Source organism: Nostoc foliaceum FACHB-393, assembly GCF_014698505.1.
Lineage (GTDB): Bacteria > Cyanobacteriota > Cyanobacteriia > Cyanobacteriales > Nostocaceae > Nostoc > Nostoc foliaceum_A.
Genome location: NZ_JACJTD010000029.1, coordinates 47,718 through 72,372 on the forward strand (window position 1 = coordinate 47,718; position 24,655 = coordinate 72,372).

At 42.7% G+C, this 24,655-nt stretch carries 25 protein-coding genes; 11 read left to right on the plus strand and 14 right to left on the minus strand.

Annotated features, from left to right (window positions below):
• Positions 1-120: 120 nt before the first annotated feature.
• The 8 genes from H6G92_RS22355 to H6G92_RS22390 form a co-directional block, all read right to left on the minus strand.
• Complete coding sequence (locus H6G92_RS22355) at positions 121-1,044, minus strand: manganese catalase family protein (RefSeq protein WP_190895832.1); 924 nt, start codon at positions 1,042-1,044, stop codon at positions 121-123.
• A gap of 329 nt (positions 1,045-1,373) precedes the next feature.
• Positions 1,374-1,715 carry a cupin domain-containing protein gene (locus H6G92_RS22360; RefSeq protein ID WP_190895834.1) on the minus strand — a complete coding sequence of 114 codons (342 nt, stop codon included), beginning with the start codon at positions 1,713-1,715 and terminating at the stop codon, positions 1,374-1,376.
• Positions 1,716-1,722: 7 nt separating this feature from the next.
• A complete protein-coding gene (locus H6G92_RS22365; protein WP_190895836.1) occupies positions 1,723-2,892 on the minus strand; it encodes a zinc-dependent alcohol dehydrogenase in 1,170 nt (389 codons plus the stop codon).
• Positions 2,893-3,070: 178 nt separating this feature from the next.
• A complete protein-coding gene (locus H6G92_RS22370) occupies positions 3,071-3,454 on the minus strand; it encodes a hypothetical protein (protein ID WP_190895838.1) in 384 nt (127 codons plus the stop codon).
• A gap of 62 nt (positions 3,455-3,516) precedes the next feature.
• A complete protein-coding gene (locus tag H6G92_RS22375) occupies positions 3,517-4,686 on the minus strand; it encodes a zinc-dependent alcohol dehydrogenase (RefSeq protein ID WP_190895840.1) in 1,170 nt (389 codons plus the stop codon).
• A 119-nt stretch (positions 4,687-4,805) separates the two neighbouring features.
• On the minus strand, positions 4,806-5,504 hold the full coding sequence (locus H6G92_RS22380; RefSeq protein ID WP_190895842.1) for an SRPBCC family protein: 699 nt from the start codon (positions 5,502-5,504) through the stop codon (positions 4,806-4,808).
• 109 nt (positions 5,505-5,613) lie between these two features.
• A complete protein-coding gene (locus tag H6G92_RS22385) occupies positions 5,614-6,711 on the minus strand; it encodes a DJ-1/PfpI/YhbO family deglycase/protease (protein WP_190895844.1) in 1,098 nt (365 codons plus the stop codon).
• A 117-nt stretch (positions 6,712-6,828) separates the two neighbouring features.
• Entirely contained in the window at positions 6,829-7,230 is a 402-nt protein-coding gene (locus H6G92_RS22390; RefSeq protein WP_190895846.1) for a DUF2267 domain-containing protein, read from the minus strand.
• A gap of 369 nt (positions 7,231-7,599) precedes the next feature.
• On the opposite strand from H6G92_RS22390, the gene H6G92_RS22395 reads away from it, so the two are divergent.
• From H6G92_RS22395 to H6G92_RS22405, 3 genes are all read left to right on the plus strand, one after another.
• Positions 7,600-7,998: a DUF6335 family protein gene (locus H6G92_RS22395; protein ID WP_190895848.1), complete on the plus strand. Its 399-nt coding sequence runs from the start codon at positions 7,600-7,602 to the stop codon at positions 7,996-7,998.
• 412 nt (positions 7,999-8,410) lie between these two features.
• A complete protein-coding gene (locus H6G92_RS22400) occupies positions 8,411-8,902 on the plus strand; it encodes an orange carotenoid protein N-terminal domain-containing protein (RefSeq protein WP_190895850.1) in 492 nt (163 codons plus the stop codon).
• A 1,117-nt stretch (positions 8,903-10,019) separates the two neighbouring features.
• The gene (locus H6G92_RS22405; protein WP_190895852.1) at positions 10,020-10,469 is read left to right on the plus strand and encodes an orange carotenoid protein N-terminal domain-containing protein; all 450 of its coding nucleotides are present in this window, start codon (positions 10,020-10,022) and stop codon (positions 10,467-10,469) included.
• 531 nt (positions 10,470-11,000) lie between these two features.
• On the opposite strand, the gene shc is transcribed toward H6G92_RS22405, so the two are convergent.
• Positions 11,001-12,917 carry a squalene--hopene cyclase gene (gene shc, locus H6G92_RS22410; protein ID WP_190895854.1) on the minus strand — a complete coding sequence of 639 codons (1,917 nt, stop codon included), beginning with the start codon at positions 12,915-12,917 and terminating at the stop codon, positions 11,001-11,003.
• Between the two features lie 123 nt (positions 12,918-13,040).
• On the opposite strand from shc, the gene H6G92_RS22415 reads away from it, so the two are divergent.
• Positions 13,041-14,273 carry a glycosyltransferase gene (locus tag H6G92_RS22415; protein WP_190895856.1) on the plus strand — a complete coding sequence of 411 codons (1,233 nt, stop codon included), beginning with the start codon at positions 13,041-13,043 and terminating at the stop codon, positions 14,271-14,273.
• An 84-nt stretch (positions 14,274-14,357) separates the two neighbouring features.
• The gene (locus tag H6G92_RS22420) at positions 14,358-14,573 is read left to right on the plus strand and encodes a hypothetical protein (RefSeq protein ID WP_190895858.1); all 216 of its coding nucleotides are present in this window, start codon (positions 14,358-14,360) and stop codon (positions 14,571-14,573) included.
• A 286-nt stretch (positions 14,574-14,859) separates the two neighbouring features.
• Here H6G92_RS22420 and H6G92_RS22425 read toward each other — a convergent pair whose 3' ends face one another.
• A complete protein-coding gene (locus H6G92_RS22425) occupies positions 14,860-15,210 on the minus strand; it encodes an ArsR/SmtB family transcription factor (RefSeq protein WP_190895860.1) in 351 nt (116 codons plus the stop codon).
• Positions 15,211-15,291: 81 nt separating this feature from the next.
• Between H6G92_RS22425 and trxA the strand changes: the two genes are divergently transcribed.
• The 4 genes from trxA (at position 15,292) to H6G92_RS22445 (ending at position 18,851) form a co-directional block, all read left to right on the plus strand.
• Entirely contained in the window at positions 15,292-15,615 is a 324-nt protein-coding gene (trxA, locus tag H6G92_RS22430) for a thioredoxin (protein WP_012412473.1), read from the plus strand.
• Between the two features lie 236 nt (positions 15,616-15,851).
• A complete protein-coding gene (locus H6G92_RS22435; RefSeq protein WP_190895862.1) occupies positions 15,852-16,646 on the plus strand; it encodes an SDR family NAD(P)-dependent oxidoreductase in 795 nt (264 codons plus the stop codon).
• Between the two features lie 193 nt (positions 16,647-16,839).
• On the plus strand, positions 16,840-17,952 hold the full coding sequence (locus H6G92_RS22440; RefSeq protein WP_190895864.1) for an alkene reductase: 1,113 nt from the start codon (positions 16,840-16,842) through the stop codon (positions 17,950-17,952).
• Positions 17,953-18,185: 233 nt separating this feature from the next.
• Positions 18,186-18,851: a nitroreductase family protein gene (locus H6G92_RS22445; RefSeq protein ID WP_190895866.1), complete on the plus strand. Its 666-nt coding sequence runs from the start codon at positions 18,186-18,188 to the stop codon at positions 18,849-18,851.
• A 96-nt stretch (positions 18,852-18,947) separates the two neighbouring features.
• Here the strand turns inward: H6G92_RS22445 and H6G92_RS22450 are convergent, their stop codons facing one another.
• The 4 genes from H6G92_RS22450 to H6G92_RS22465 all read right to left on the minus strand — a co-directional run bounded on the left by H6G92_RS22450 (position 18,948) and on the right by H6G92_RS22465 (position 22,899).
• Entirely contained in the window at positions 18,948-20,102 is a 1,155-nt protein-coding gene (locus H6G92_RS22450; protein WP_190895868.1) for an iron-containing alcohol dehydrogenase, read from the minus strand.
• Positions 20,103-20,393: 291 nt separating this feature from the next.
• Positions 20,394-21,059, minus strand: coding sequence for a cadmium resistance transporter (locus H6G92_RS22455; RefSeq protein WP_190895870.1), 666 nt, complete (start codon positions 21,057-21,059; stop codon positions 20,394-20,396).
• A gap of 376 nt (positions 21,060-21,435) precedes the next feature.
• Positions 21,436-22,398 carry a cysteine synthase A gene (cysK, locus tag H6G92_RS22460; protein WP_190895872.1) on the minus strand — a complete coding sequence of 321 codons (963 nt, stop codon included), beginning with the start codon at positions 22,396-22,398 and terminating at the stop codon, positions 21,436-21,438.
• A gap of 18 nt (positions 22,399-22,416) precedes the next feature.
• Positions 22,417-22,899 (minus strand): RrF2 family transcriptional regulator, encoded by a 483-nt coding sequence (locus H6G92_RS22465; protein WP_190895925.1) that lies wholly within the window; start codon positions 22,897-22,899, stop codon positions 22,417-22,419.
• A gap of 214 nt (positions 22,900-23,113) precedes the next feature.
• On the opposite strand from H6G92_RS22465, the gene cysE reads away from it, so the two are divergent.
• Positions 23,114-23,839: a serine O-acetyltransferase gene (gene cysE, locus H6G92_RS22470; protein WP_242059273.1), complete on the plus strand. Its 726-nt coding sequence runs from the start codon at positions 23,114-23,116 to the stop codon at positions 23,837-23,839.
• A 153-nt stretch (positions 23,840-23,992) separates the two neighbouring features.
• Positions 23,993-24,583 (plus strand): Crp/Fnr family transcriptional regulator, encoded by a 591-nt coding sequence (locus H6G92_RS22475; RefSeq protein WP_190895876.1) that lies wholly within the window; start codon positions 23,993-23,995, stop codon positions 24,581-24,583.
• The last annotated feature ends 72 nt before the right edge of the window (positions 24,584-24,655 follow it).

Genomic DNA, 24,655 nt, shown 5'->3' on the forward strand with positions numbered 1-24,655 from the left:
TCTATCAAACTACCAAATCAGTGCTAGCTAAGATATGTTCATCTGCCAAAAATTCCCCCAATCCTGTTGGGGGAGTCAAGCGTTATTAGAACAGATGTGAATGCAACTCTATGCCAATGATTAGCCACCAATAGTTTTTGTACGCTCAATCAAAGGGGGTGCGCTCGAACCGTTGCCTTGTGTCTGTGGCATTTTCGAGGTACCATGCAGTCGTGGATCGGGCACAGGAGGTTGCGGTTCTGGGCCTAGTGGTTGGGGATTTTCCACATACTCAAATTCGCCTTTGCCATCCATTGAGGGGCCTTTCGCCCAACGACCTTCAGAACTTTCTGTGCCTTCTGAGTGATTCCAGAACTGATAGGCAAATTCGCGTTTCTCTAATTCCAATGGGAAGGAACTGGGAACTGGCGTGGTTTCCAATCCAGAGCTTTCTAAATCCTCAATGGTTGCTAGCCACAAATTTTGATGCATGGTATCACGAGCGATCATAAAGCTCAAGGTATCTTTCACCCCTGGATCATCCGTCATTTCATACAGCCGTACTGCTTGCAAACGTCCCTGACTTTCCGCGTGGAGATTAGACCGGAAATCTGCCAACAGGTTACCACTGGAGACAATAAAGCGACCGTTCCAAGGATAGCCGACGCTATCAGATGGTGTTGCACCCAAACCAGATACAATAGCGTGTTGGGGGTTCATCGCCGCCGCCATAATTACATCTCGTGGGCTACTACCGCCCATCACAGCACCTACTACCGCATCTTTTGCACTTTCTTCTTGCATTTTGAGCGGCGCTTTATCTAGAAGATGGGCAATCATCGTTGCCAGCATCTCAATATGACCGATTTCTTCAGTACCAACATCTAGCAGCATATCTCGGTATTTGGCAGGGCCTCGACAATTCCAACCCTGAAATAGATACTGCATCATCACGGTCATTTCACCAAAAGTCCCGCCGATGAGTTCTTGAATTTTCATTGCGTAAACTGCATCTGGTTTTTCTGGCGGCTTAAAATATTGGAGTTTCTTATTGTGATAAAACATTTGAATTCCTCGTTAATTGCAGATGTCGCTGACGCAAAATCAAAACAGTTGCCAAACTTTTATGCGATTTTGTGTAGCCTCTTATTACTAGGAAACTAATCAAATGCTTTATCTTCATCAGCCTCTAGTCTGATAAAAAAAATACTTTTAAATAAGTATTCCGACTAGGGCTTTTTTATTTATAGTTCTGTCTAGGAAAGGATTTCATAAACTTCTGGCTTCTTTCGAGAAAGGTATAACCAAAAGACAGTAGGGGCGCACAGTTGTGCTGTGCGCCCCTACGAAATACCTCCATTAAACACAATTAAAAACGGCTTGTTATCTATCGCTTAGTTTTCATCCCGTCCGTGGACTTGAGCCGGCGGACTGGTTGCTTCAACAGCCGTGAATGGTTCCAGGATTTTGTATGTATGGCTGGCTCCTTTGGGCACAACCCAAGAACTCCCAGGCTCTAACAAAACCATTTGCCCTTCAATGTGCAATTCGGCACGACCATTAATTACATAACCAACTGTTTCATAGTCGCGCGAACTTGGTTCTTTGTCTTCGCTTGGTTGTTCGTCTTCCCAAAGACGCATGGAAAGAGATTTACCAGAAGCAAGATACTTCTGACCGAGTTTACCTTTAGGGGAATGGGTAGAATCTATTTTTTTAACGCTGGTATCGCTCATAATCACCTTACGGTTTGAGTACAACTTTGATACAGTTATCTTTCTTGTGCTTAAAAATTTCGTAGCCGTGGGGCGCTTGTTCTAGAGGTAAAGTATGGGTGATGATAAACGTTGGATCGATTTCACCGTTTTGAATCCGCTCTAGCAGGGGGCGTAAATATTTATGGACGTTAGTTTGTCCCATTTTGAAGGTCAATCCCTTGTTCATGGCAGCACCCATCGGGATTTTATCTAAAAAGCCACCATACACACCCGCAAGTGATACGTGACCACCTTTACCAGCAGACACTATTACTTGCCGTAATGCGGTCGGACGGTCTGTTTCTAGACGTACTGCTTGCTTTACCTGGTCGTAGAACGCCATAAAGTCAGTGCCGTGTGCTTCCATTCCTACTGCATCTATGCAAGAATCGGGGCCACGACCGCCAGTCATTTCTTTGAGTGCTTCGCCAATATTCACTTCTTCGTAGTTGAGAACTTCTGCTTTGCCGTATTCTTTAGCCATTTGCAGACGTTCAGGAACGCGGTCAAAGGCGATAACACGTTCCGCACCTAGCATATATGCGCTTCTGATGGCGAATTGTCCAACTGGGCCACAACCCCAAACAGCAACAATATCGCCGGGTTTGATGTTGCAGTTCTCGGCTGCCATATAGCCAGTGGGAAAAATATCTGTTAAAAATAGTACTTGCTCATCCGTTAAACCATCGGGAATTTTGAACAAGCCTACATCCGCAAAGGGTACTCTTGCATACTCTGCTTGACCACCAGCGTAACCGCCAAATAAATGAGAGTAGCCAAATAGACCTGCTGGTGAATGTCCCATTTGCTTTTCTACTAACCAAGCATTGGGGTTAGAGTTGTCGCACAGTGACCATAAATCTCGATTGCAGAAAAAGCAGCTACCGCAAGATATAGTGAAGGGAACAACGACGCGATCGCCTACGCTCACATTTTTAACTGCACTTCCAAGTTCTACGACTTCTCCCATGAATTCATGACCAAGGATATCGCCCTTTTGCATGGTGGGAATGTAGCCGTCATAAATATGTAAATCAGAACCACAAATTGCCGTGGAAGTAATTTTAACAATGGCATCGCGTGGGTTGAGGATTTTGGGGTCGGGAACTGTATCTACCCGCACATCGTTTGCTCCATGCCAGCAAACTGCTTTCATAATTATTTATTCCTTAATTAGAATTAATGGCTAAATAATATCAAGATAAATATCTTGATTAGGTCTAATTTAGAGACGCGATAATTATCGCGCCCCAGTAAGTGCTCAAAGCTTATGCGACAATATATTTAGTCAAACAATGAGACAAATTGTTATAAGCTTAGACCCTATCTCTTCATTATCTGGTAGTAGCAGGAGTTCGGTAATAACCCTCTTCAGTTTCAGTTAATGCTTGACCATTTTCTCTAACCTTGTTTTTTGTAGAATTCAGAAACTCTTTTGTAGCTCTAGGAGTTTCTTCGTCCAAATTTAGCTTTTCACGGATATTGTCAGCAGCTTCTTTTAATGGATTTTGGCTCTTTGTTCTTTGGGTATCGTTTCTGATTTCACCTTGTTGGTCTGGTATTCCTTTGTAATAAGTGCCCTCTGGGGTTATAACATCAGCTTGTGCTACACTAACGTAACTAAAAGCTTGACCCAGTAAAAACATAAATCCTACCAGGAAAACTACAAGGATTTGGGAAATGCGAATATTTCGTAGCCAAGAAGTTACTCGATTCATAAAAAACCTCAATTCCATTATGTAAGGTGTACAAATCCAAACACTGAATGACTATTCACCATTTAGGGTTTAAGAACAACTTTGATACAGTTGTCTTTTTTTTGTTGAAAGATGTGATAGGCGTGAGGTGCTTGCTCTAGAGGCAATTGATGGGTGACAACAAAAGATGGATCAAGTTTTCCATCCAAAATCATCTGCAATAACAAATGCATATATTTTTGTCCATGCATTTGTCCCATCCTAAGGGTTAGACCTTTATTGAAGGCTGCACCAAATGGCATTTTGTCTACAAAACCACCATAAACACCCATGATTGATAGAGTCCCGCCTTTACGACAGGCGACCATCATTTCCCGCAGAACGTGGGGACGGTCGGTTTCCAATCTGAGCTTTTGTTTTGTCTGGTCATAGAAGTCTTCTAAACCAACGCCGTGTGCTTCTAAACCAACAGCATCGATGCAAGCATCGGGGCCACGACCACCAGTCATCTCTTTCAACGCTTCGCCAGCATTAACCTCTTCGTAGTTAATCACTTCTGCTTTGGCAAACTTTTTCGCCATTTCCAGGCGTTCGGGAAAGCGATCAATCGCGATCACTTTTTCGGCTCCCATCATGTAGGCGCTAATCATGGCAAATTGTCCAACAGCACCGCAACCCCAAACGGCTACAGTATCACCCGGTTGGATATCGCATAATTCTGCGCCCATATAACCAGTGGGAATAGCATCGGAGATGAATAACAACATCTCATCCGGTAAGTCTGGCGGAACTTTGACGACACCCACATCAGCAAAGGGTACACGGATATATTCTGCTTGTGCGCCTGCATAACCACCTAACATGTGGGAGTAGCCATAAATTGCTGAGGTGATATTGCCAAACAGTTTTTCTTCAATCCAACCGTTGGGATTGGAATTATCGCACAACGACCACATATCACGCTGGCAATAATGGCAATTCCCACAGCCAATTGTAGAAGGAACAACAACGCGATCGCCAATTTTTAAATTGTTGACTCCTCTACCAACTTCCACGACTTCCCCCATAAATTCGTGACCAATAATGTCACCCTGTTGCACTGTGGGAATATAGCCGCCATAAATATGTAGATCGGAGCCACAAATCGCAGTGGAAGTAATTTTAATAATTGCATCACGCGGGTTAAGAATTGTCGGGTCTGGTACCGACTGTACCCGCACATCATTAGCACCGTTCCAGCAGACTGCTTTCATAGTTATTAATCATTGGGCATTGGGCATTGGGCAAATAACTAGTACAATGCGGCGTAAATCCTTAGATATAAAAAACTTTTGACTTTTGACTTTTGACTTTTGACTTCCGCCTTGCGGTACTAGCTGCGTCCAGAAGGTTGACCTTCGGTTGTGGCAATTTCGCCTGCTTCCATTAGCATTTTGAAGCGGCGCAATTCATCACCAATTTGCTGTTCTGGTTCTTCACCAAAAAGTTTAGCTACAGTGGCTGCCAATGCTCCACCGGGTGGGTTATACTCCAAAACAACCTTGACTTCCGTGCCGCGATCGCCTGGTGCTTTTTTGAAGCGAACAAACCCAGAATTATCAACGTCTGCACCTTCTACAGAAGCCCAAGAAATGAATTCATTTTCTCGGTCTTCGAGAATATCTGCATCCCATTCTACGCTGTTACCCAAAGGTGCATTAGCTATCCAATGAGAACGTTTTTCGTTATGCACCTTGACAGATTTGAGATGCTTCATAAATGTGGGCAAATTCTCAAAGTCGTGCCAAAAGCGATACAGTTCATCTGCTGGTTTATTGATCGTTACTGTCTTTTCAACTTTGATGGGTTTGTTTATCCCTATTGCTTCCTGCGCTTGCTGAATTGTGCTTTGCTTTGTTGCACCTTGATAGAGCAAACCACCACCAGCCAAAGCCGTCAGCGCTCCCCGCAATGAACCTTGCCTTAAACCCATCAGCACCATCGCACCGCCACCAATGAGAGATGCCCAACGCTCTACTTCACTAGCTTCAGCCTGATTGGTACTTGGTTTATCACCTGATGTTGAAGTCACTTTTTTATATCTCCATCACAGTAAATTCACCACGGAGGCGCAAATATCCTCTTCTTTCTATCTCTGTGTTATTTGCGCCTCTGTGGTAGCCGTCTACGTTCAAAAAACCTTACATTGAAACAGCAGCCCCTGTAGTCGGCTTAGGAGGCTGAATCTGAGCGCCTAACCGTGCCCGATACAGTTCTACCAATCGTTGTTCATATTTCAATGAATCGTGGTAAATTTCTTTGAAAATAGCTGTTGCTACTGGGTCAGTGTACATTGCACACAAGTTGCCAATATCGCCGATACCAGTTTGCACATCACCTAGAGCAGAACGTAACTGATATATATCATCACTTCCTGTCATGGCAGTTTTCACCTTGGCATACTGATTAGCAATATTTGCCCCTAAAGAGGGTTTTTCGCCCAATCTGTGAAGATAAGTTTCTAGCTTTTCAATGTGGCGCTGTTTATTAACAATTATTTCTTGAAAAACTGATTTTACTTCGCTATCTGAATCCTTTTCAAAGTATTTTTCAAATGCTTCTAGTGCATAACGTTCACCACTAAGGGCAGTATTTAAACCTCTGGCAATATCACCTTTAGTTGAGCCGCCCCAAGCATCAGCGAGTTTCCACCATTCAGCACTTGTGTCTTTTTCATTCGGCAATGCAGCATCTTTGCCACCATAACCCAAACGGCTTAATATCGCTGTGGTGAAAATTGGTAAGTCTGCGGGTTCACGGGATGTAATCAAATTTCCGTCAACTACCACTGGCTCATCTAGATAATTTGCGCCAGCGTTAATCATATCTTTGGCAATAGCGCTAAAACCGGTGGCTTGTTTACCTCTGAGCAAGTCACCTTCAATTAAAACTTGTGGCCCGTGACAAACAGCAGCGACTAATTTTCCTTGTTGTATAGCTTCTTGGACAAAACGCACCGTATTGATGTTCCGCCGCATTCTGTCGGGAGCCATGCCACCGGGAATCACAACTGCATCGAATTGGGCTGCGATCGCTTCTGTCGTAGTACCATCAGCTTGAATGCTAAGTTTGCCGCGTTTACCCTTATATTTTTCATTCATCCGGGAACCGAGGACTACTACCTCCATTCCTGCTTGTTTTAGTCCATTATAAGGAACTGTAAATTCTGCATCCTCTACTGCCTGTTCAATGAGGATAGCAACTTTTTTCTTACCGGAATGATTGTTATGGTCAGTCATAGATTGTATTACCTGTTTATTTCTAGTATTTAACTAGCTAAAATATTTATCGATTAGGACAGTTAAATAAATAAAATAGCTAGGATTTCTCCTGAGGAAATTTATTTTAATTGCCTACTAAGCAGGTACTTCACTTGTTGGTGAAGTCCCAAATAGTTCTTCATAATCGTGAGAAAAATGGGTGTGTAAGGCAGCAAATAGTTCTGGGCTAATAGCATTTTGCAACACAGCAAACACAGCCCGGACATGAATTGCCGCAGTGGTTGGTTCTATATTTTCTTTTTGGCTTGCACGGGTAATAAATTCTTGCAAGTTGAAGGATTCACCATCATCTCCTTCTCTTCCTCGCAAATAATCGCCTAGTTGTTGGGGCAAATTCGCAGCCAATTCTTGGGCATCATCACCTGCTATCCGTTCTTTAAGGGTTTCTAGTGTGGCACGGGTAGCACGTTCTGCCTCTTCACGAGAATCTGATTGGGCAAGGCTTTGTACATGTGTAATGAATTCGTTGTATTCCACTGTCTACCTCCGCTTATCAAAATTCTTTAATGTTTTGTTGTTTAGCATTCAGGTCGTTAAAAGCATTAATTAATAAAAACTTAAAGATCGCTAAAATTAAATTTTCCTTTTAGCTCGTAATAAAAAATAGTTATGAGTGAAAAGTTGACTACTGAATAATTTCGGTTTGATAACTCCTAACTCATAACTAAAAACTTCAACTACAAGTTGCTTGACCATGAATTCATATTTACAATAGTATGGCGCGATGGTTAGTTTAGCTTCGTTCCTAGGGGATAGATTATTTTCTTACTAAAGCTATACATCTCTAGTAAGACAACTTGCTGACAGGAAAACGTTATTGTGAGAATGCAGAAAAGGGCTAGTATCATGGCAGAAAAAAATCATAATGACGAAATTGAAAGCAATGATTTGCCACAGGAAATTACGGAATCCTACGGCACTGGCGTGAAAGACTTGCCAGGATACAATATTGGTGGGCGCTCAATGAGAGCAGAAAGACAGCAGTACACAGAAACTAGTCCTGAACTTACTGGTGGGGATGTTGACGCTTATTGGCAAGATGCAGACGCAGTTGGGGATGAAGCTGTTGGTGGTAGTACTTCCACTCCCGATCAAAATGTAACTGAAGAGATAGAAGCAGCAGTAGGGCTAGAAATGGATGATTTTGCGTTTCTGCGTACCAACGATATTTTAGAGGAGCGTGACGATTCCCGCTGGGAGTTAGATCCTAAATCTTCTGAAGATTATCAAGAACGACGAGAATAAGCTCAATAAAAGCAGAAGCCGTATTCCTACTCTATATTCAGAAATTGGAAATCGATTTAATCAATTAATGCTACTATAATGCGGCTAAATTGTGACAGTGCTTACAAAAGCACTGTCACAATTTAATTTAACATCTATCCATCGAAATATATCCTGATAATGTCTCCATTTTGCCGCATTCCAATTGCCAATTCCTTCACCTTGCCCTTACCAAGCATTATTTGGTTTTGATATTGGGTTTATATCTAACAGTAATATTTCTAATGCAGTACTTCACTCTACCCGATTTATGTTCTGTCTATAATTGTTATTCTTTATGATTCCAAGACTTCTATCTTCAGTAGGGTAAAACGCTAAATGTACATTTGATAACCTTGGTAATGAAACTAATTAATGGCAATTGGAGTTAATAATGACATTTACACAAACGAGCGATCCAATTATTCGTGAACATGTTCAAGCTTGGCAACAGTTGGATGTAGATCAACAACTGGCTTTGTTTTGGTTCATTTACAAAGAAATGGGTAGCTCAATTACGCCAGCGGCTCCTGGTGCCAGCACTGTTTCCCCAGAAATTGCCGAAGGTTTATTTAATCAAGTTAAGGAATTAACTCACGAACAACAATTACAAGTTCAGCGTGACTTGATTAATAAAGTAGATACCCAAATTTCTCGTGAATATGGTTCTTTAGGTGATACCACCAAGCTACTATTTTGGTATCGATTATCTCAAGGTATGGATAATGGTACTATCATTCCGGTACCTTCTGACTATGAACTTCCCTCAGAATCTAAAGCATTGTTTGGCAGAATTCAAGGATTAGGCTTTGAGCAACAGATTACTCTTTTCCGTGATTATGTTTCGCCAATGGGTGCCGAACCAAAAGCAGGTGCTGAAATTTAGTACTTTTGAAGTTTTTAGGCTACTTGAGGCTACCTTTTTAGCCATCCGGTCAGAACGACTGTAATACCAAGTTAATTTGGTTGTAGTAGAAGGATTCAGAAATTAGAATGTCTTTACTCTCCAGCAGGTTTTTTAAACTAGGTGATTGGTGTTAGCGTAGCGTTACCAACTCTTGCCTGCTATATGCAGCTTCCCCCTCACGAGGAGGGTAAGCATATTATACGCATTTATAGCCCTTTTGTTAAACCTTGCTATATTCGCCAGTCACTTAATATCAAGCTGTATTTTGATGACTGGTGTGTTTATTTTTTCTAATAAATAAACACAGAGTAAAAACTAAAGCTCTTACTCTGTGCTCATCTATGTCCTCAGGCCAGTTGCACCCTACAGTCGTAACGCCCTTTGTTTTGTACTCAATATATTAAAAGTAATTATAGTTGATTTAATCTGTCTTTTGGTTGGTTTAAATATGCTTAGGTTATATTAGAGTTCCATCTTTTTATAGTGTTTTATTTAGAGCTAAATGTTTAAGATTTAGAAAGGTATAAAAGGGATAGTTCAAATTTTTACATTGCAGATTTAATTATTCTTTTCATAACTAATGCAAAAATACATCTAAGGAAAATTCAAAAATGTAACTAATTTACCATACGTTATTATAGCTGACAAATATCTTGAACAATGAAAGCTATATGTCTCAGTTTTTAATACTTTAAATAGAAGCGATCCCTTCCCTACATTCGCGCCGCGTTTCGCAGACAGATGCTACGCGTAATTTGCTTCCCGATAGGGATACGGCTGGCTACGCCTGCTTACACTAGACAATTTTCACAGTTATTTAATACTTAAGCTATGATCCAATACCCACTAATAGAATAGATACATTACTAACATAAATTTCTGCCGATTTGAACCATCACAATTCAAGACTGATACATCAAATGACAGTTATTTGCTTGGCGTGATTGTTGCCAGCAGCACAGAGTTACCAAAATTAAGTGATGTTCTTTCGCTGTGTTTCCGAACAAAGTAATAGTCAAACTGGCTGAAGGCAGAATTACAATTTTCACTTAATATTTTTTTAGTTAATTAAGTAGTTAATTACTTTGAGGTGTTTATGACTTCTACCAACATCAATTTTTTAGAACAAAGCGTATCAAAATTCCAGAGTTTGGGTCCAGACGATCGCCTGACGGTTCTAGCGTTAATGTATACTGAAATTTCTGATGAAATTCCAGCGATCGCTCTCAATGATGTGCCAAATGAAAGGACTGCGAATTTAGTTGCACAAATTCAAAACCTGCCACAGGCAGAACAGCTTTTTGCTTTGCGTCAGTTGCTAAACCAAGATGAAGTAGGGGAAACAGCGATTCCTACTGAAGAATATACTTCAATGAACGCTGACGATAAATTGGCTTTTTGGTATCAATTAGCCCAAAATTTGGGGACTTCAATCATCGGTGTCCCAAATGACTATATACCTTCTGAAAAAGCTACAGAAGTAGTAGATTTACTTAACACACCAAATATTGAAGATTTAGTGACTTTCTTCAAGCGGGTGCTGTAAAACTTTTGAGTCAATAGTCAAAAAGGTGGGGCTTGCCTCACCTTTATTTCTATAACAATTTACAGGTAAATAGACCACGCTCTACAGCAACAGCTTAATCATTACTTGTAACAACTTCATCTGTAGTAACTACAACTTCAGCCGTATTAACTACAGCTTCATCTGTAGTAACTCCAGCTTCACGAATGATAACAAATGCTTAAGTCGTATTAACTACAGCTTAATCGTTACTTATAACAACTTCATCTGTAGTAACTCCAGCTTCAGGAACGATAACAAATGCTTAAGTCTTATTAACTACAGCTTAAGCTTTACTTATAACAACTTCATCTGTAGTAACTCCAGCTTCATCCGTAGTAACTCCAGCTTCAGGAACAATAACAAATGCTTAAGTCGTATTAACTACAACTTAAGCTTTACTTATGAAAACTTGGACGTTTATAATTAGTGTTTGTCAGTCAGATGCAGTACAAAATCATATCGCCAAGTGTAGGGGCAGGTTACGCCGTGCCTCTACTAATGTACTGCAAACTAATTTTTTCTAATCGCTGTTTGATAGCGACCTAGAGCTATTAAAGGAAAGTATTGTTGATACATATGATACTTAAGATAAAAATGGCAAGGGAATCCAGTACCTGTAAAGTCCGCCTCAAACCAAGTACCATCTGGTTGTTGAGTTGCCACGAGGTAGGCAATTCCGCGTTCGATACTCTCAAGGGCTAATTTATTAGTTGCTTCACCTGCTGCCAAGAGGCCAATTAAAGCCCAAGCAGTTTGCGATGCAGTACTATTTCCTTTTCCTTTAAGACTGGGGTCATCGTAGCTGCGGCAAGTTTCACCCCAACCACCATCTGGATTTTGACATCCAACTAACCAAGCTGCTCCTCGTTCTATACTGAGTTTATGCCTTTGAGGGTCAATCAAGGCTAAGGCTGATAAAACGCCACTTGTACCGTAAATATAATTTACACCCCAACGACCAAACCAACAGCCTTCGGTTTCTTGTTCGCGCAGAAGATAAGTAAGCGATCGCTCCAAATTATAATTATCAATTGACAAATCACAAGCACCCAGCATTTCTACGACTCTAGCCGTAACATCTGCGGTGTTCGGATCGATCATAGCTTTCAAGTCGCCATAAGGGATGGAGTTAAGCCAATCTTGATCGTTATCCAAATCAAAAGCAGCCCACCCACCTGGTTTACACTGCATAGATGCAATCCAATTTAGGGCACGAGCGATCGCAGCCTGCTTAATTTTTTCATTGGGGAGTTTCGCCAAATGTAGTGCCATCACCACTACAGCCGAGTCGTCTACATCGGGATAAAAGCGATTGTCAAACTCAAACGCCCAAGCCCCTGGTTTTCCCTGACGATTTTTTACAGCCCAATCTCCGTAATCTAAAATTTGTTTTTGCAGTAACCATTCGCCAGCTTGCACCACAGCGGGATGATCTGGTGCAATGCCAGATTCTACCAAAGCACGCATCGCCCAAGCTGTATCCCAAACGGGTGAAACACAAGGCTGTACCCGGTAGCTATCCTCTGTTTCAATACCAAAGTTATCAATTGCTTGTAAACCTCGTTCCACAATCGGATCGCTTGGGTCATAATCCAAACAGCGCAAAGCCAGCATTGAATTCAACATTGCCGGAATAATGCCGCCCCAGTCGCCTGTAGCTTCTTGTCGCTCTAAAATCCACTTTTCGGCGGCTTTGATGCCTTCTTCACGAAAAGGCACTAAATTCAAACTTTCTGCTAACTTGAAACCCTGATCAAGGGTGAGGAATAAATCTGTCCAATCGCCAGCTTGGGGTAATTCCCACCGGACTTGATCAACACCTTCAGCGTAAAGTTCATCTAGGTTGATAGTTGGGTCAGTGATAAAAACAGGTTTGCGATCGCATACAATCAACAACGGTACAGTACTGGAACGTGCCCAGCTAGACATCTCGTAAATATTAACTGGGAAAGCTTTGGGCAACAGCATTATCCAAGGTGGTAGCGAGGGAATACCGCGCCAGTTGTAGCAGCCAATCAAGGCTAGGTGCAACTTGGTAAAAATCCGAGTTTTACTGATACCACCCCGTTGGAGAATAAAAGCTTTTGCTCTAATCATCGCTGGATCGGTTGCTGGTACACCTAGCAGCCTCAGCGCCATGTAGGCTTCAACCGAGGTGCTAAGTTCTCCGCCATCACCGTAGAAAAGTTCCCAACCGCCATGCTGCCGTTGCTCTTGACGCAGGTATGCTTCAACTTTGTGTAAAGGTCTGCCTTGGTCTGTTCCCCAAATCTTATGCAGGAGAACGGTTTCAGCAGTTATGGTGACATTGGATTCTAACTCTGCCCACCAATAACCTACCGGATTTTGAATTGAAAGCAAATATTGTTGGCTAGCTGCGATCGCTGTTGCGACTTGATTGACTTTTACCCTGTCTTGTGTTTGCATCAAAAACTATTTAACCTCAACACCCAACACTAGTTATCAACACGGCAATACGATGAAAAAAACTTTTTTGTCTATCAGTAGACATAGTATTGTGTCTGAGTCACTGAGAATTTGCAATAGGTCATGGATGTAATTGTATTAGGATTGATGCTCTTATCCTTGACAATTTGGTTAGGATTACTGTGTTTTTGGGGACAGTTTTGGCGAGTAGACCAGCAATTAGAGGTTAAAGAAATTCAGCTACAATCGTTACCTGTAGTTTGTGCCGTTGTTCCAGCCCGTAACGAAGCTGAATTGATCCCAACCAGCTTGCGATCGCTCCTACTCCAAGATTATCCTGGTTCTTTCAACGTGTTTTTAGTAGACGATCGCAGCACAGACCGGACAGCAAATTTTGCTGAAGGGGTTGCACATGCTGTAGGTAAACCCCAGCAATTGCATATTATCTCAGGCGAATCGCTGCCTCCTGGTTGGTCGGGCAAACTTTGGGCTGTTGAGCAAGGTATAAAAAGCGCTAGTAAATTTGCACCTGACTATTTTTTGCTGACCGATGCAGATATCGAACATGATCCTGGTAATCTTCGCCGACTCGTTGCTAAAGCTGTGCAGGAAGATTTAGACCTAGTTTCTGTAATGGTGCGACTCAGGTGTGAAAGCTTTTGGGAAAAACTTTTGATTCCAGCTTTCGTCTTTTTCTTCCAAAAACTCTATCCCTTCCGCTGGGTGAATAATCCAAACAATCCCACAGCCGCCGCTGCTGGGGGATCTATTCTGATTAGTCGAGAAGCTTTAGAGCGAATCGGTGGTATTCAAGCCATTCGCCAAGCTTTAATTGACGATTGCGCCCTAGCTGATGCTGTTAAGAGGAGTAGGGAAGTGGGGGAAAAAGGGACAAGGGGGATAAGCAATACCCCATACCCAATCCCCAGTCAAGGGTGTATCTGGCTAGGATTGAGTACTTTGACTCGCAGTTTGCGTCCCTATAACTCGCTGGCCACGATTTGGGATATGGTTGCTCGTACTGCCTATACCCAACTGAATTATTCTCCATTACTACTATTGGCAACTTTAGTAGGAATGCCTCTGATTTACCTAGTTCCACCTGTATGTGTAATTCTGGGTGCAGTTTGGAGCAATTGGCCAATTGTATTTACAGGTTTTTTCGGATGGCTGTTGATGGCTTTTGCTTACTACCCAACGATCCGCTTTTATAAATGTTCTCCCTGGTTAGCATTTAGTTTACCTGCGATCGCTTTTCTCTATACCCTGATGACTCTAGACTCAGCACTCCGTCACTGGCAAGGGCGCGGCGGCGCTTGGAAAGGAAGAGTTTACCCTAGTTCGGATAATTTATAGTTGGGATAAAATTGAATTTCGATATCGATATCGATAGTGCTAATCTAAATAAAAGTAAGCCGAAAGTGGTTGATTAAAAGAGCTATGACAACCGCAACACCAAGAAATAATCCTGTTATTGTCCCCAAAAAGCTGCCTTTTCTGGAGTCCATTTGTTGGCAGACTGCCGATGTGTATCGGTTTACTTCAGAACAAATGCTGAGTCGCTACGAACGTGGCTGGCAGTATCACAATCTATTTAATAATCTTGAAGGTGAAGAACTTAATTTTCTTCAGGAACTCGCTAGGCGCTATAAGTAGGTTGGCGTAAATAATTATCGTTGGAAAAAGGCAGGGGGCAGGGGGAGAGAGGGTTTGAGCCTTGTTTACTTTTCTTCACACAGTTTGGTTTTATTGTGCCGACTTACTTAAATCCTGGTTGCAAGTTTCTTTATGACAGTTCTTGAACGCTTAGATTTTGACATACTTAGGAAGGGTTCTGCTGACTTCGGTGGCGGAACCTTTTTGAACAAGATAATATCTTTGCTGATTTAGAAACACAGATTAAAAAACAAGAAGATTCTTAAACAGTTCATGCCCAATGCCCTTAAATCCTTGAAGCTGTTTGTTTAGTACTAGCTGGGACAACAGACAATGGTTGAGCGGCTTTCAATACCGCATCCAGTAACCCTGGAAACAGAACCTCTAAATCTTCACGCCGCAGGATGTTAATGTGGTGTGTCCCTTCTTTGCGTGTAAAGACTATCCCCGACTCCCGCAAAATCTTGAAGTGATTGGACATCGTAGACTTAGCGATCGCAAAATCAAATTTGGCACAGCATTGTTCCCCCTCAGTCGCCAGCAGCCGCACAATCTCTAGCCGTACTGGATCGCCCAATGCATACAGCACGCCCGGTAAAGAAATATTTTTTCTATCTGGATGATAAAGAAATCTCATAGTTGCATTATCTCATCAGGTGGCATATATTTTTATTATTCGATATTATCGAATTATAGAATTAATTAGGAAGGCAATTTTATGTCATCCATTACAAATGTCACAGAAGCCACATTCAAGCAAGAAGTTTTGGAAAGTGAAATTCCGGTATTAGTGGACTTTTGGGCACCGTGGTGCGGTCCTTGCCGGATGGTGGGTCCAGTCGTCGATGAAGTTGCTGCTGAATACGAAGGACAGGTGAAATTTGTGAAGCTGAACACAGATCAAAATCCTACTGTTGCCAGCCACTATGGAATTCGCAGCATCCCGACGCTGATGGTTTTTAAGGGAGGTCGCCAGGTTGATACTGTCGTAGGCGCAGTTCCAAAAACCACCTTGAATAAGACCTTAGCACAGCATCTTTAATCTAGGTACTGTTGTGAGATGCATTTAGTTTGCAGTCTTCTCAGTTGAGTCTAATAAAGACCTAACCCCCAACCCCTTCCCTACCTCTCCCTAACCCTCTCCTACGAGGAGAGGGAAGCGGAAAAATTTTTGTGGCTGGAAGGGGAGTAAGAATAAATATGACTCCTACTCCCGTACAGAGGCGATTAATCGCATCTCTCCATAAATTCTGTTTCAACTAATGGGGAAAGAGCGAAATGGACTTGAAATTGCACGGTAAATCCGCGTTGGTGAGTGGCTCAACCGCAGGTATTGGTTTTGCGATCGCCCTTGGGTTAGCTCAAGAAGGTGCATCAGTGATTGTCAACGGTCGGTCTGAAGAACGAGTAGCTCAAGCGATCGCCAAAATTCAGCAAAATACTCCCGAAGCGAAAGTTTCTGGTGTTGTTGCTGACATAGGCACTGCATTAGGGGTAAAGCAGCTATTTCAAAAAGTTCCTCACGTTGATATTCTCATCAACAATTTAGGTATCTATGAGCCAAAAACGTTTTTTAATATTACTGATGAAGACTGGTTAAACATATTTGAGGTTAACGTCCTCAGTGGAGTCCGTTTGAGTCGGCAATATCTGCAAAAGCAGCTAGAGCAAAACTGGGGGCGGATAATTTTTATCTCCAGCGAATCTGGTATTCAGATTCCAGTGGAAATGATTCACTACGGCACAACTAAAACAGCGCAACTTGCCATTGCACGAGGTCTAGCAGAAATAACTGTCGGGACGGGAGTCACAGTAAACTCTGTACTACCAGGGCCAACCCGCTCAGAAGGAGTTGAACATTTTATCACCAAGCTGGCGCAAGAACGTGCTATTAGTCCAGCAGAAGTTGAGGCTGAGTTTTTCCAAAATGTGCGTCCAAGTTCCCTAATCAAACGCTTTGCAACTAATGAAGAAGTAGCAGCGATCGTAGTTTATCTTTCTAGTCCCGTAGCATCAGCAACTAATGGTGCAGCTTTGCGGGTAGATGGTGGCGTTATTCGATCAATTGTTTAGTATTTGAACCACATCTGTGTGCCCTACCACGTGGTCTATTTACTGCACGCAGAATTGGATATTGGGAAAACTCTTTCCTTCGTGTGCAACTTTCTCTTAAACGTGGGGGAGAGGAATGGAAGCGGGGTTCTAAGGATAAGTTGCACATAGCATGAATTTTGAATGAGTGAATTTTTAATTGGGGCAAAGTAACATGACTACTGATATAAACTTATTCTCTTCTTACCAATTAGGGAATCTAGAACTACCTAATCGGATAGTGATGGCACCCTTAACCCGAAACAGGGCAGGTAAGGGAAACGTACCACACCAACTGAATGCTACCTACTACACTCAACGCGCTTCTGCTGGACTGATTATTGCGGAAGCAACACAGGTAACTCCTGAAGGACAGGGCTACCCCGCTACACCAGGAATTCATTCACCAGAACAGGTGGAGGGCTGGAAGTTAGTAACTGATGCCGTACATCAGCAGGGAGGGAGAATTTTTCTGCAACTATGGCACGTAGGCAGGATTTCTCATCCTGACTTACAACCGAATGGAGTTTTACCTGTGGCACCTTCTGCCATTGTTCCTAAAGGTGAGGCCGCAACTTATGAGGGGCCAAAACCCTTTATAACTCCCCGTGCTTTAGAAACATCGGAAATACCGCAGATAGTCGAGCAGTACCGTCAGGGAGCGGCAAATGCCCTAGCGGCTGGGTTTGATGGCGTAGAAATTCACTCAGCTAATGGTTATTTAATAGATCAATTTCTCCGCGATCGCACCAATCAACGTACAGATAAATATGGCGGTTCCATTGAGAATCGCGCCCGACTACTGTTAGAAGTCACAGAGGCAATAACTACTGTGTGGGATTCTAACCGAGTAGGGGTACGTTTATCTCCCAGTGGGACTTTTAATGATATGGGTGACTCCAACCCCTTGGAGACATTCGGTTATGCGGCTCAAGCGTTAAACCAGTTTAATTTGGCATATCTGCATATTTATGAGGCAACAGAGGCAGACATTAGACATGGTGGGGTAATTGTCCCCACTAGTCATATACGCGATCGCTTTACAGGTACACTCATTGTCAATGGTGGTTATACCCGTGAAAAAGGCGATGCTGTACTGGCAAATAAAGCAGCAGATTTAGTTGCCTTTGGCACATTATTTATATCAAATCCAGATTTACCCCGACGCTTGGCTTTAAATGCACCACTAAATGAAGCAAATCAAGCAACCTTTTATGGTGGCGATGAAACAGGATATACAGACTATCCATTTTGGTCAGCTACTAATGAAACGGTAGCTAAGGCATAATTTGTAATTCGTAATTTAAGACTTCATGACTGTCTCTTGGGCATGTCGTAGACAAGTTGTTGATTCTGAAATCAAGAATAATTTTTATTTTTGTTTCATGAATAAATACATTCGCTTGTATCCTAATTACGTTGGCGCAGCGGTAGCAAGTCTGCGTATCCCAGCAAGGCAGCATCTCCTAGAGAGCGTAATTACGAATTATTTGGTCATAACTCAACTATCAGGAGAATCTCATGAATCCTATCACTCAAACCCAACCTTTAGATGTACCCAGTGCGATCGCTAAACGTCGTTCCATCAAAACTTTTAAAACAGACCCCATCGCCCCAGAACTGCTCAAGCAACTGGTAGAGTTAACTGTGGCAGCGCCCAGCAGCTTTAATATCCAGGACTGGCAAATTATTCTCGTGCAAGATGAAGCGCAAAAGGCAGCACTATCAGCAGCATCATGGAATCAGCAGCAAATTGTCCAAGCACCTGTGACCTTTGTCTTTGCCGCCAATCCTAACGCAGGCGAACAAGACTTGACCCCAATTTTTGAGCGGGCAACTGAAACTGGGGCATGGAGTGAAGGCACGATAAATTATTTTAAAACCGCCGTCCCGCAATTTCAAGCTGGGCTAGGCGACAAGCGACGCGAATATGCCATCAAAGATGCGATCATTGCCGCTACCCATTTGGTGTTAGCAGCAGAAAGTTTGGGATTATCGACTTGTTTTATGAACGGTTGGATTGAGGATCAAGTAAAGCAAGTGATTGGTGCTGAGGACAATCCAGATTTAGCGATCGCTGTTTTAGTTCCTGTTGGCTATGCAGCAGAACCACGCTTAAATCCAGGTCGTTTGCCATTATCCTCCAATGTCTCTGTAGACAGAATTGGTAACCCTTATGCAGGGTAGTTTTCTCTAGAATTGGGCATTAAACAATTCCGTTAGCGTGAAGTTTAGCCCGTGGTGAGGGCTGAGTCAGATTCCCCACTCAACACTCACCACTCCTTATGCTGAGAGAGTTAAAATCTGTTCGACTATCTGAGAATTAATATCTTTGTATTCGCCCAAAGCTACAGAACCACGCTTTTCAAACCGCTCAATAATTACAGGAATGGTATCTAGTCCAACACCGTAGTCAGACAAGCGAGTCTGTACACCGACGGACTCAAAGAAATTGCGAGTTTTAGCGATTGCTTCAGTAACCCGTGCTTCCTCACTACCATCGACAATCCCCCAAACTCGCTGGGCATACTGTAAGAGTTTTTGCCATTTGCGATCGCGCTTAATTGTCAAAGTGCTGGGTAGTACAATAGCCAAAGTTTGAGCATGATCCAAACCATGTAGTGCTGTCAATTCGTGCCCAATCATGTGGGTTGCCCAATCCTGGGGTACTCCTGCACCAATTAGCCCATTGAGTGCCAATGTCGCAGACCACATCACATTAGCCCGTGCATCGTAGTCTTGAGGATTAGCTAGGGTTTTTGGCCCCTCCTCAATCAGCGTTTTCAAGATTGATTCAGCCATCCGGTCTTGTAGTGGTGCATTAACTGGATAAGTCAAATACTGTTCCATCACATGGACGTAAGCATCAACAATTCCATTGCTAATTTGCCGCACAGGTAGGGAAAAAGTCGTTTCTGGGTCGAGAACAGAAAAACGGGGAAATACCAAAGGGCTGCTGAAAGGTAGTTTTTCTTGAGTTTCCCACTTCGTGATAACCGAGTTCGTATTCATTTCCGAGCCGGTTGCAGGTAAAGTCAAAACTGTACCGAAGGGCACAGCTGCCTTTACAGGTGCGTTCTTTGCGAGGATGTCCCAAGGATCGCCAACAAAGGGAACCGCAGCTGCAATAAACTTAGTACCATCAAGAACTGAACCACCACCTACCGCAAGTAAAAAGTCTATGCCCTCATTCCGCACTATTTCAACCGCTTTCAGTAATGTTTCCAGGTGAGGATTGGGTTCGATTCCACCAAACTCAACTACATTCCGTCCAGCCAACGCAGACTTCACCTGGTCATAGACGCCGTTAGTTTTAATGCTACCCCCACCGTAAGTAATGAGAATTTTGGCATCAGCAGGAATTTCAGCAGCAATATTGGCGATTTGACCTTTGCCAAAAAGGATTTTGACTGGGTTGTAAAAAACAAAATTTTCCATGAGTAATTAGATTAGGGAATCAGATTTAACTTGAGTATTGTAATCACTTTTACGGCGTTGCCCAATTGCAGTATGAATCCAGATGTAGAGACGCAACATATCTTTTCTACAAGGTTTTAAATTAACCGTATGGTGAATTACCCCTATTGTTATTAACTTTTAGGTATTTTTTTTAACAATCAGTCTTAAGAGTTTAACCTGCTGCGGTATATTCTCCAGATGATCTAGTGATGTAAAATGCGAATACGTTGGACGTTTGCTCATGCTTACTTTTCGCTGCTCACTTACTATTCAAAAAGTCGGCACCCAAGGTAGTAGAGTGAATGTACCTCGTTCATACATAATGAACAAACCCAAGCCAATTAACACAAAAGGTACGACAGCTTTACCGTAGCGACTTAAAACATCAGCAATGGTAGGTTGACGGCTTAAAAAATAAGCGATCGCACACCAAACCCCTACCATGATAAAAAATATACTTAGAATTACTCCCAAGCTGGTAAGGTCGTGACCAGCGAACAAAGGGATATATATACTAATATTGTCACCACCATTAGCGATCGTTACTGCTGCTACTTTATAGGTTTGGGGATGCAAAATACTCAAAATAAAAGATAATACCGGGTTAGTATGTGTGGACTGCCTGAAATTACTACTGACTGTCTGAACTGTTGTAGTTTCTTCTTTTCTAGATACTAATTGTTGAATTCCAATTACTATTGGTAGCAGCCCTAGCAATCCTATCCATTCTCGCTGTACGACCAATCCACCAAAAAATCCTGGTAAGCTAGCGAAGATAATAGCTGCAAAACCCAGATATTGACCGAGTAAGATATGCCGCCGCCGAAAATTAACATCTATCTGTGAAAAAAATATTAACAAGATAAGGATGTCATCTATGTTAGTGGCTATGAAAGCAATTATCCCTTCACTGAAGGCTGTCCCTAGCTTACTCATGCTGGATTTTTAGAATCTACGATTTACCACCATACCAAATTAATCTTCTGGCACAACTAAGCTTTAAAATAGACAAAGTAATTATTCAATGACATGTATGGGCACGGCAGTGCCCATACACCTCGTTTCTGCTTGATAACTTTGGTAAAAAATAATGTAAGTGTCGATGAAATTGGCGAAATTATAGTAGAAAACCCAGCCAATTTTAGATTTAGATTTAAGTAGGTAGACAGAATTAAACATCCAATAAAATTCTAGTTTGTAGTAAGTAATTTATCGATAAAAACAATAATTATCAGGACTAAAATCGTTACTACAAACTTTACTTTATTTACGCCTAGCTACTTAGATCAAAATCTAAAATTGGTATCTGGAATCAAACTTTACTCAACCACTCATTCTCCTCTGGGTCTTTGAATAGTGAGGTACTGAGGTAGCGTTCGCCGAAGCTAGGCTGTACCATGACGATCAGGCGACCTGCATTTTCTGGCCGCTGTGCCACTTGAATAGCCGCATACAACGCAGCGCCAGTAGAAATGCCAGATAGCAATCCTTCTTCTTTTGCTAGACGACGGCTGTAAGCGATCGCTTCCTCATCCGTTACCTGAATCACTTCATCCACCAGTTCTGGACGGTAAATTGCTGGGACAAATCCCGCGCCGATACCCTGAATTTTGTGAGGCCCTGATTTACCGCCTGCTAATACTGGGCTGCTGCTTGGTTCAACTGCGATCGCTTGGAAACTCGGCTTCCGTTTTTTAATGACTTCTGCAACTCCCGTAATCGTCCCACCAGTACCCACTCCCGCTACGAGAATATCGACTTCTCCATCGGTATCATCCCAAATTTCTTCTGCTGTGGTTTCGGCGTGAACTTTCGGGTTAGCCGGGTTGCGGAACTGCTGTAACATATAAGCATTGGGCGTTTGAGCTAAAATCTGCTCTGCACGACCGATCGCCCCTCGCATTCCTTCTACCCCTGGCGTTAACTCTAGTTGAGCGCCATAAGCTTTGAGCATGGAGCGTCTTTCCTGGCTCATTGTGTCAGGCATCGTTAGAATAAGATGGTACCCCTTGGCGGCCGCTACCATCGCCAGCGCAATTCCTGTATTTCCGGAAGTCGGCTCCACTAAAACGGTTTTTCCAGGGTGAATTAAGCCTGCTTCCTCCGCCACTTCCACCATACTCGCACCAATCCGGTCTTTCACAGAAGATGCTGGATTCATGCTTTCTAGCTTCACCACAATCCGAGCAACCGCTCCTGAAGCTTGGGGAATCTTGTTTAATTGAACTAAAGGAGTTCGTCCGATTAACTCTGTGATATCTTTCGCTATCCGCATATGATTACTCCTTGGTGACTAAATATAATACATGGGACTTTGCTGGGCGCGAGTTTCCCTTTCCTGGCACAAGTCTTGGAGTGTATAGCGATCCAAAACTTCAATTGAAGCAGCGTTGGCTTGCTCCCAAACTTTATAAACCAGAGTCTTTTCCAGAGTCGGAGAGTCAGAGGGATCTTTCTCTTTCCGCTCACCTTCTACCAAAGTGACAATTTCTAGCATTGTGATCTGCCAAGGTTCACGAACTAAAACGAAACCTCCTTTAGAGCCACGTTGACTCTGCACCAAACCAGCACGCCGGAGGTTGGTCAAAATTTGTTCCAGATAGCGCTCAGGTATGGGTTGCTTGGCAGTGATCTCACTCATGGTTAGAGGAAGTTTTTTCCCGTGGTGGCTTGCCAGTTCTAAGAGTGCTAGCAGTGCATATTCCACTTTGGAAGACAGATCCAAAAGAGCGTAGTTTTGGCTATTCAAGACTGTACTCAATATACTACGGTGAATCGGGAGACTTATCGCAGTTTGTACGAAATTAATTTTTCTCAAAGTGTGGAATGTGATAGCATCCCACTTAATTACCCACAAAAGCACTCTACACTACCGACTTACCGTAGATTGTATCTTACACAATTCCCATGAATGACTCGATCTTTTTATGGGAATTATCCTGAGTTTCTGTTTTCAGAGCCTCACCTACCAACGAAAACCTCAACAGAGTATGCTACTAACTGATTTGCGAACCATTTTTGAGCGTGACCCAGCAGCCCGTAACTGGCTAGAAGTATTGTTCTGTTATCCTGGATTCCAAGCATTAGTGTTTCATCGATTGGCACACTGGCTACATAAAATTGGAATTCCCTTCATACCTCGGTTGATCTCCCATATTAGTAGGTTTCTAACTGGGATTGAAATCCATCCTGGGGCATTAATTGGCCAGGGAGTGTTTATAGACCACGGTATGGGAGTTGTAATTGGTGAGACAGCGATCGTGGGTGACCATGCTCTAATTTATCAAGGTGTCACCCTTGGCGGAACTGGGAAAGAAAGCGGCAAACGTCATCCAACTTTAGGCTCTCATGTAGTTGTGGGAGCGGGTGCAAAGGTATTGGGAAATATTCAAATTGGCGATCGCGTCCGTATTGGAGCCGGTTCTGTGGTGCTACGAAATGTGCCCAGTAACACTACTGTAGTCGGGATTCCAGGGCGCGTAACTCGTCAGAACAACTTGTCTAGCAATGTTCTGGATCATGATAAAGTACGCGACGTAGAAGCTGAAGTCATCCGCGCTCTATTTGAACGCGTCAAGGCTCTAGAGAAACAGTTCGAGCAGTTGGAACAATCAAGTTTGTCCCCAACTGAGCTTGGCGACGAACTAACCGACGACCCTAAGAGCAATAATTCTGATGGAATGATTGAAGATTTTCTTGATGGTGCAGGAATTTAAGGAATGGGGCATTGGGGACAAGGGGAAGGGAAAGACTCTAACTTTTGTCACCTTGTCTCCCCTGTTCCCCTCTTTAAAAATACCCATAGGTTCTTAGAACCTGATATAAATATAATACTACGGTTAATTTATCGGAGAACAGTTTTATATATCATGGTGTCTTTGTACACAAGCTTATCTAATTTAGCCAGTAATAATACTAAGCAATTTTTTGCCCGTAGGTCATTTCTACCAGAGCATCAAAACGGACTCTGGAAAATTGAAACGGGTTTTGTCAGGACTTTTACCTATCTAGAAGATGGTACAACTGTTGCTCTGGGATTGTGGGGGCCTGGAGATATCGTTGGTAAGGCTTTGTCAAAATTAGAACCTTATCAAATGGAATGCCTAACTAAAGTGGAGGCAACAGTCTTACCTTTAGAGGAATGGACTCAACTAACAGAAACTCTACTTATCCATATCCAACAGGCTCAAGAATTGATGGTTATTCGTAGCCATAAAAAAGTCGATACTATGCTGATCAAGTTGTTGGCGTGGTTATCCAAAAAGTTTGGTTCAGAAGTTGAGAAGGGACGTTTAATAGATATGCGTCTGACTCATGAAGACTTGGCAGAAATGCTCGGTTCGACTCGTGTGACTATTACTCGTGTTCTTGGGCAGTTTGAGCAAGAGGGCTTAATTGATCGTCTCTCCCTGCATCGAATTGTGGTGCGAGAAGAAGAAATTTGGTATTACGAAATTTAGATTATTTCAGCAAAACCAGCCATCACCGTCAGCATTCGGCTTGCCCATCTGAGTGACTTGGCTTTTACCTAA

What these genes read in the sequence shown, in the direction of transcription:
- H6G92_RS22450 (WP_190895868.1), bottom strand. Translation starts at nt 20,102, where the DNA reads ATGGAAAATTTTGTTTTTTACAACCCAGTCAAAATCCTTTTTGGCAAA.
- H6G92_RS22445 (WP_190895866.1), top strand. Translation starts at nt 18,186, where the DNA reads ATGAATCCTATCACTCAAACCCAACCTTTAGATGTACCCAGTGCGATC.
- H6G92_RS22435 (WP_190895862.1), top strand. Translation starts at nt 15,852, where the DNA reads ATGGACTTGAAATTGCACGGTAAATCCGCGTTGGTGAGTGGCTCAACC.
- H6G92_RS22405 (WP_190895852.1), top strand. Translation starts at nt 10,020, where the DNA reads ATGACTTCTACCAACATCAATTTTTTAGAACAAAGCGTATCAAAATTC.
- shc (WP_190895854.1), bottom strand. Translation starts at nt 12,917, where the DNA reads ATGCAAACACAAGACAGGGTAAAAGTCAATCAAGTCGCAACAGCGATC.
- H6G92_RS22440 (WP_190895864.1), top strand. Translation starts at nt 16,840, where the DNA reads ATGACTACTGATATAAACTTATTCTCTTCTTACCAATTAGGGAATCTA.
- H6G92_RS22395 (WP_190895848.1), top strand. Translation starts at nt 7,600, where the DNA reads ATGGCAGAAAAAAATCATAATGACGAAATTGAAAGCAATGATTTGCCA.
- trxA (WP_012412473.1), top strand. Translation starts at nt 15,292, where the DNA reads ATGTCATCCATTACAAATGTCACAGAAGCCACATTCAAGCAAGAAGTT.
- cysK (WP_190895872.1), bottom strand. Translation starts at nt 22,398, where the DNA reads ATGCGGATAGCGAAAGATATCACAGAGTTAATCGGACGAACTCCTTTA.
- H6G92_RS22475 (WP_190895876.1), top strand. Translation starts at nt 23,993, where the DNA reads ATGGTGTCTTTGTACACAAGCTTATCTAATTTAGCCAGTAATAATACT.
- H6G92_RS22415 (WP_190895856.1), top strand. Translation starts at nt 13,041, where the DNA reads ATGGATGTAATTGTATTAGGATTGATGCTCTTATCCTTGACAATTTGG.
- H6G92_RS22455 (WP_190895870.1), bottom strand. Translation starts at nt 21,059, where the DNA reads ATGAGTAAGCTAGGGACAGCCTTCAGTGAAGGGATAATTGCTTTCATA.
- H6G92_RS22420 (WP_190895858.1), top strand. Translation starts at nt 14,358, where the DNA reads ATGACAACCGCAACACCAAGAAATAATCCTGTTATTGTCCCCAAAAAG.
- H6G92_RS22375 (WP_190895840.1), bottom strand. Translation starts at nt 4,686, where the DNA reads ATGAAAGCAGTCTGCTGGAACGGTGCTAATGATGTGCGGGTACAGTCG.
- H6G92_RS22425 (WP_190895860.1), bottom strand. Translation starts at nt 15,210, where the DNA reads ATGAGATTTCTTTATCATCCAGATAGAAAAAATATTTCTTTACCGGGC.
- H6G92_RS22365 (WP_190895836.1), bottom strand. Translation starts at nt 2,892, where the DNA reads ATGAAAGCAGTTTGCTGGCATGGAGCAAACGATGTGCGGGTAGATACA.
- H6G92_RS22370 (WP_190895838.1), bottom strand. Translation starts at nt 3,454, where the DNA reads ATGAATCGAGTAACTTCTTGGCTACGAAATATTCGCATTTCCCAAATC.
- H6G92_RS22355 (WP_190895832.1), bottom strand. Translation starts at nt 1,044, where the DNA reads ATGTTTTATCACAATAAGAAACTCCAATATTTTAAGCCGCCAGAAAAA.
- H6G92_RS22385 (WP_190895844.1), bottom strand. Translation starts at nt 6,711, where the DNA reads ATGACTGACCATAACAATCATTCCGGTAAGAAAAAAGTTGCTATCCTC.
- H6G92_RS22400 (WP_190895850.1), top strand. Translation starts at nt 8,411, where the DNA reads ATGACATTTACACAAACGAGCGATCCAATTATTCGTGAACATGTTCAA.
- cysE (WP_242059273.1), top strand. Translation starts at nt 23,114, where the DNA reads ATGCTACTAACTGATTTGCGAACCATTTTTGAGCGTGACCCAGCAGCC.
- H6G92_RS22360 (WP_190895834.1), bottom strand. Translation starts at nt 1,715, where the DNA reads ATGAGCGATACCAGCGTTAAAAAAATAGATTCTACCCATTCCCCTAAA.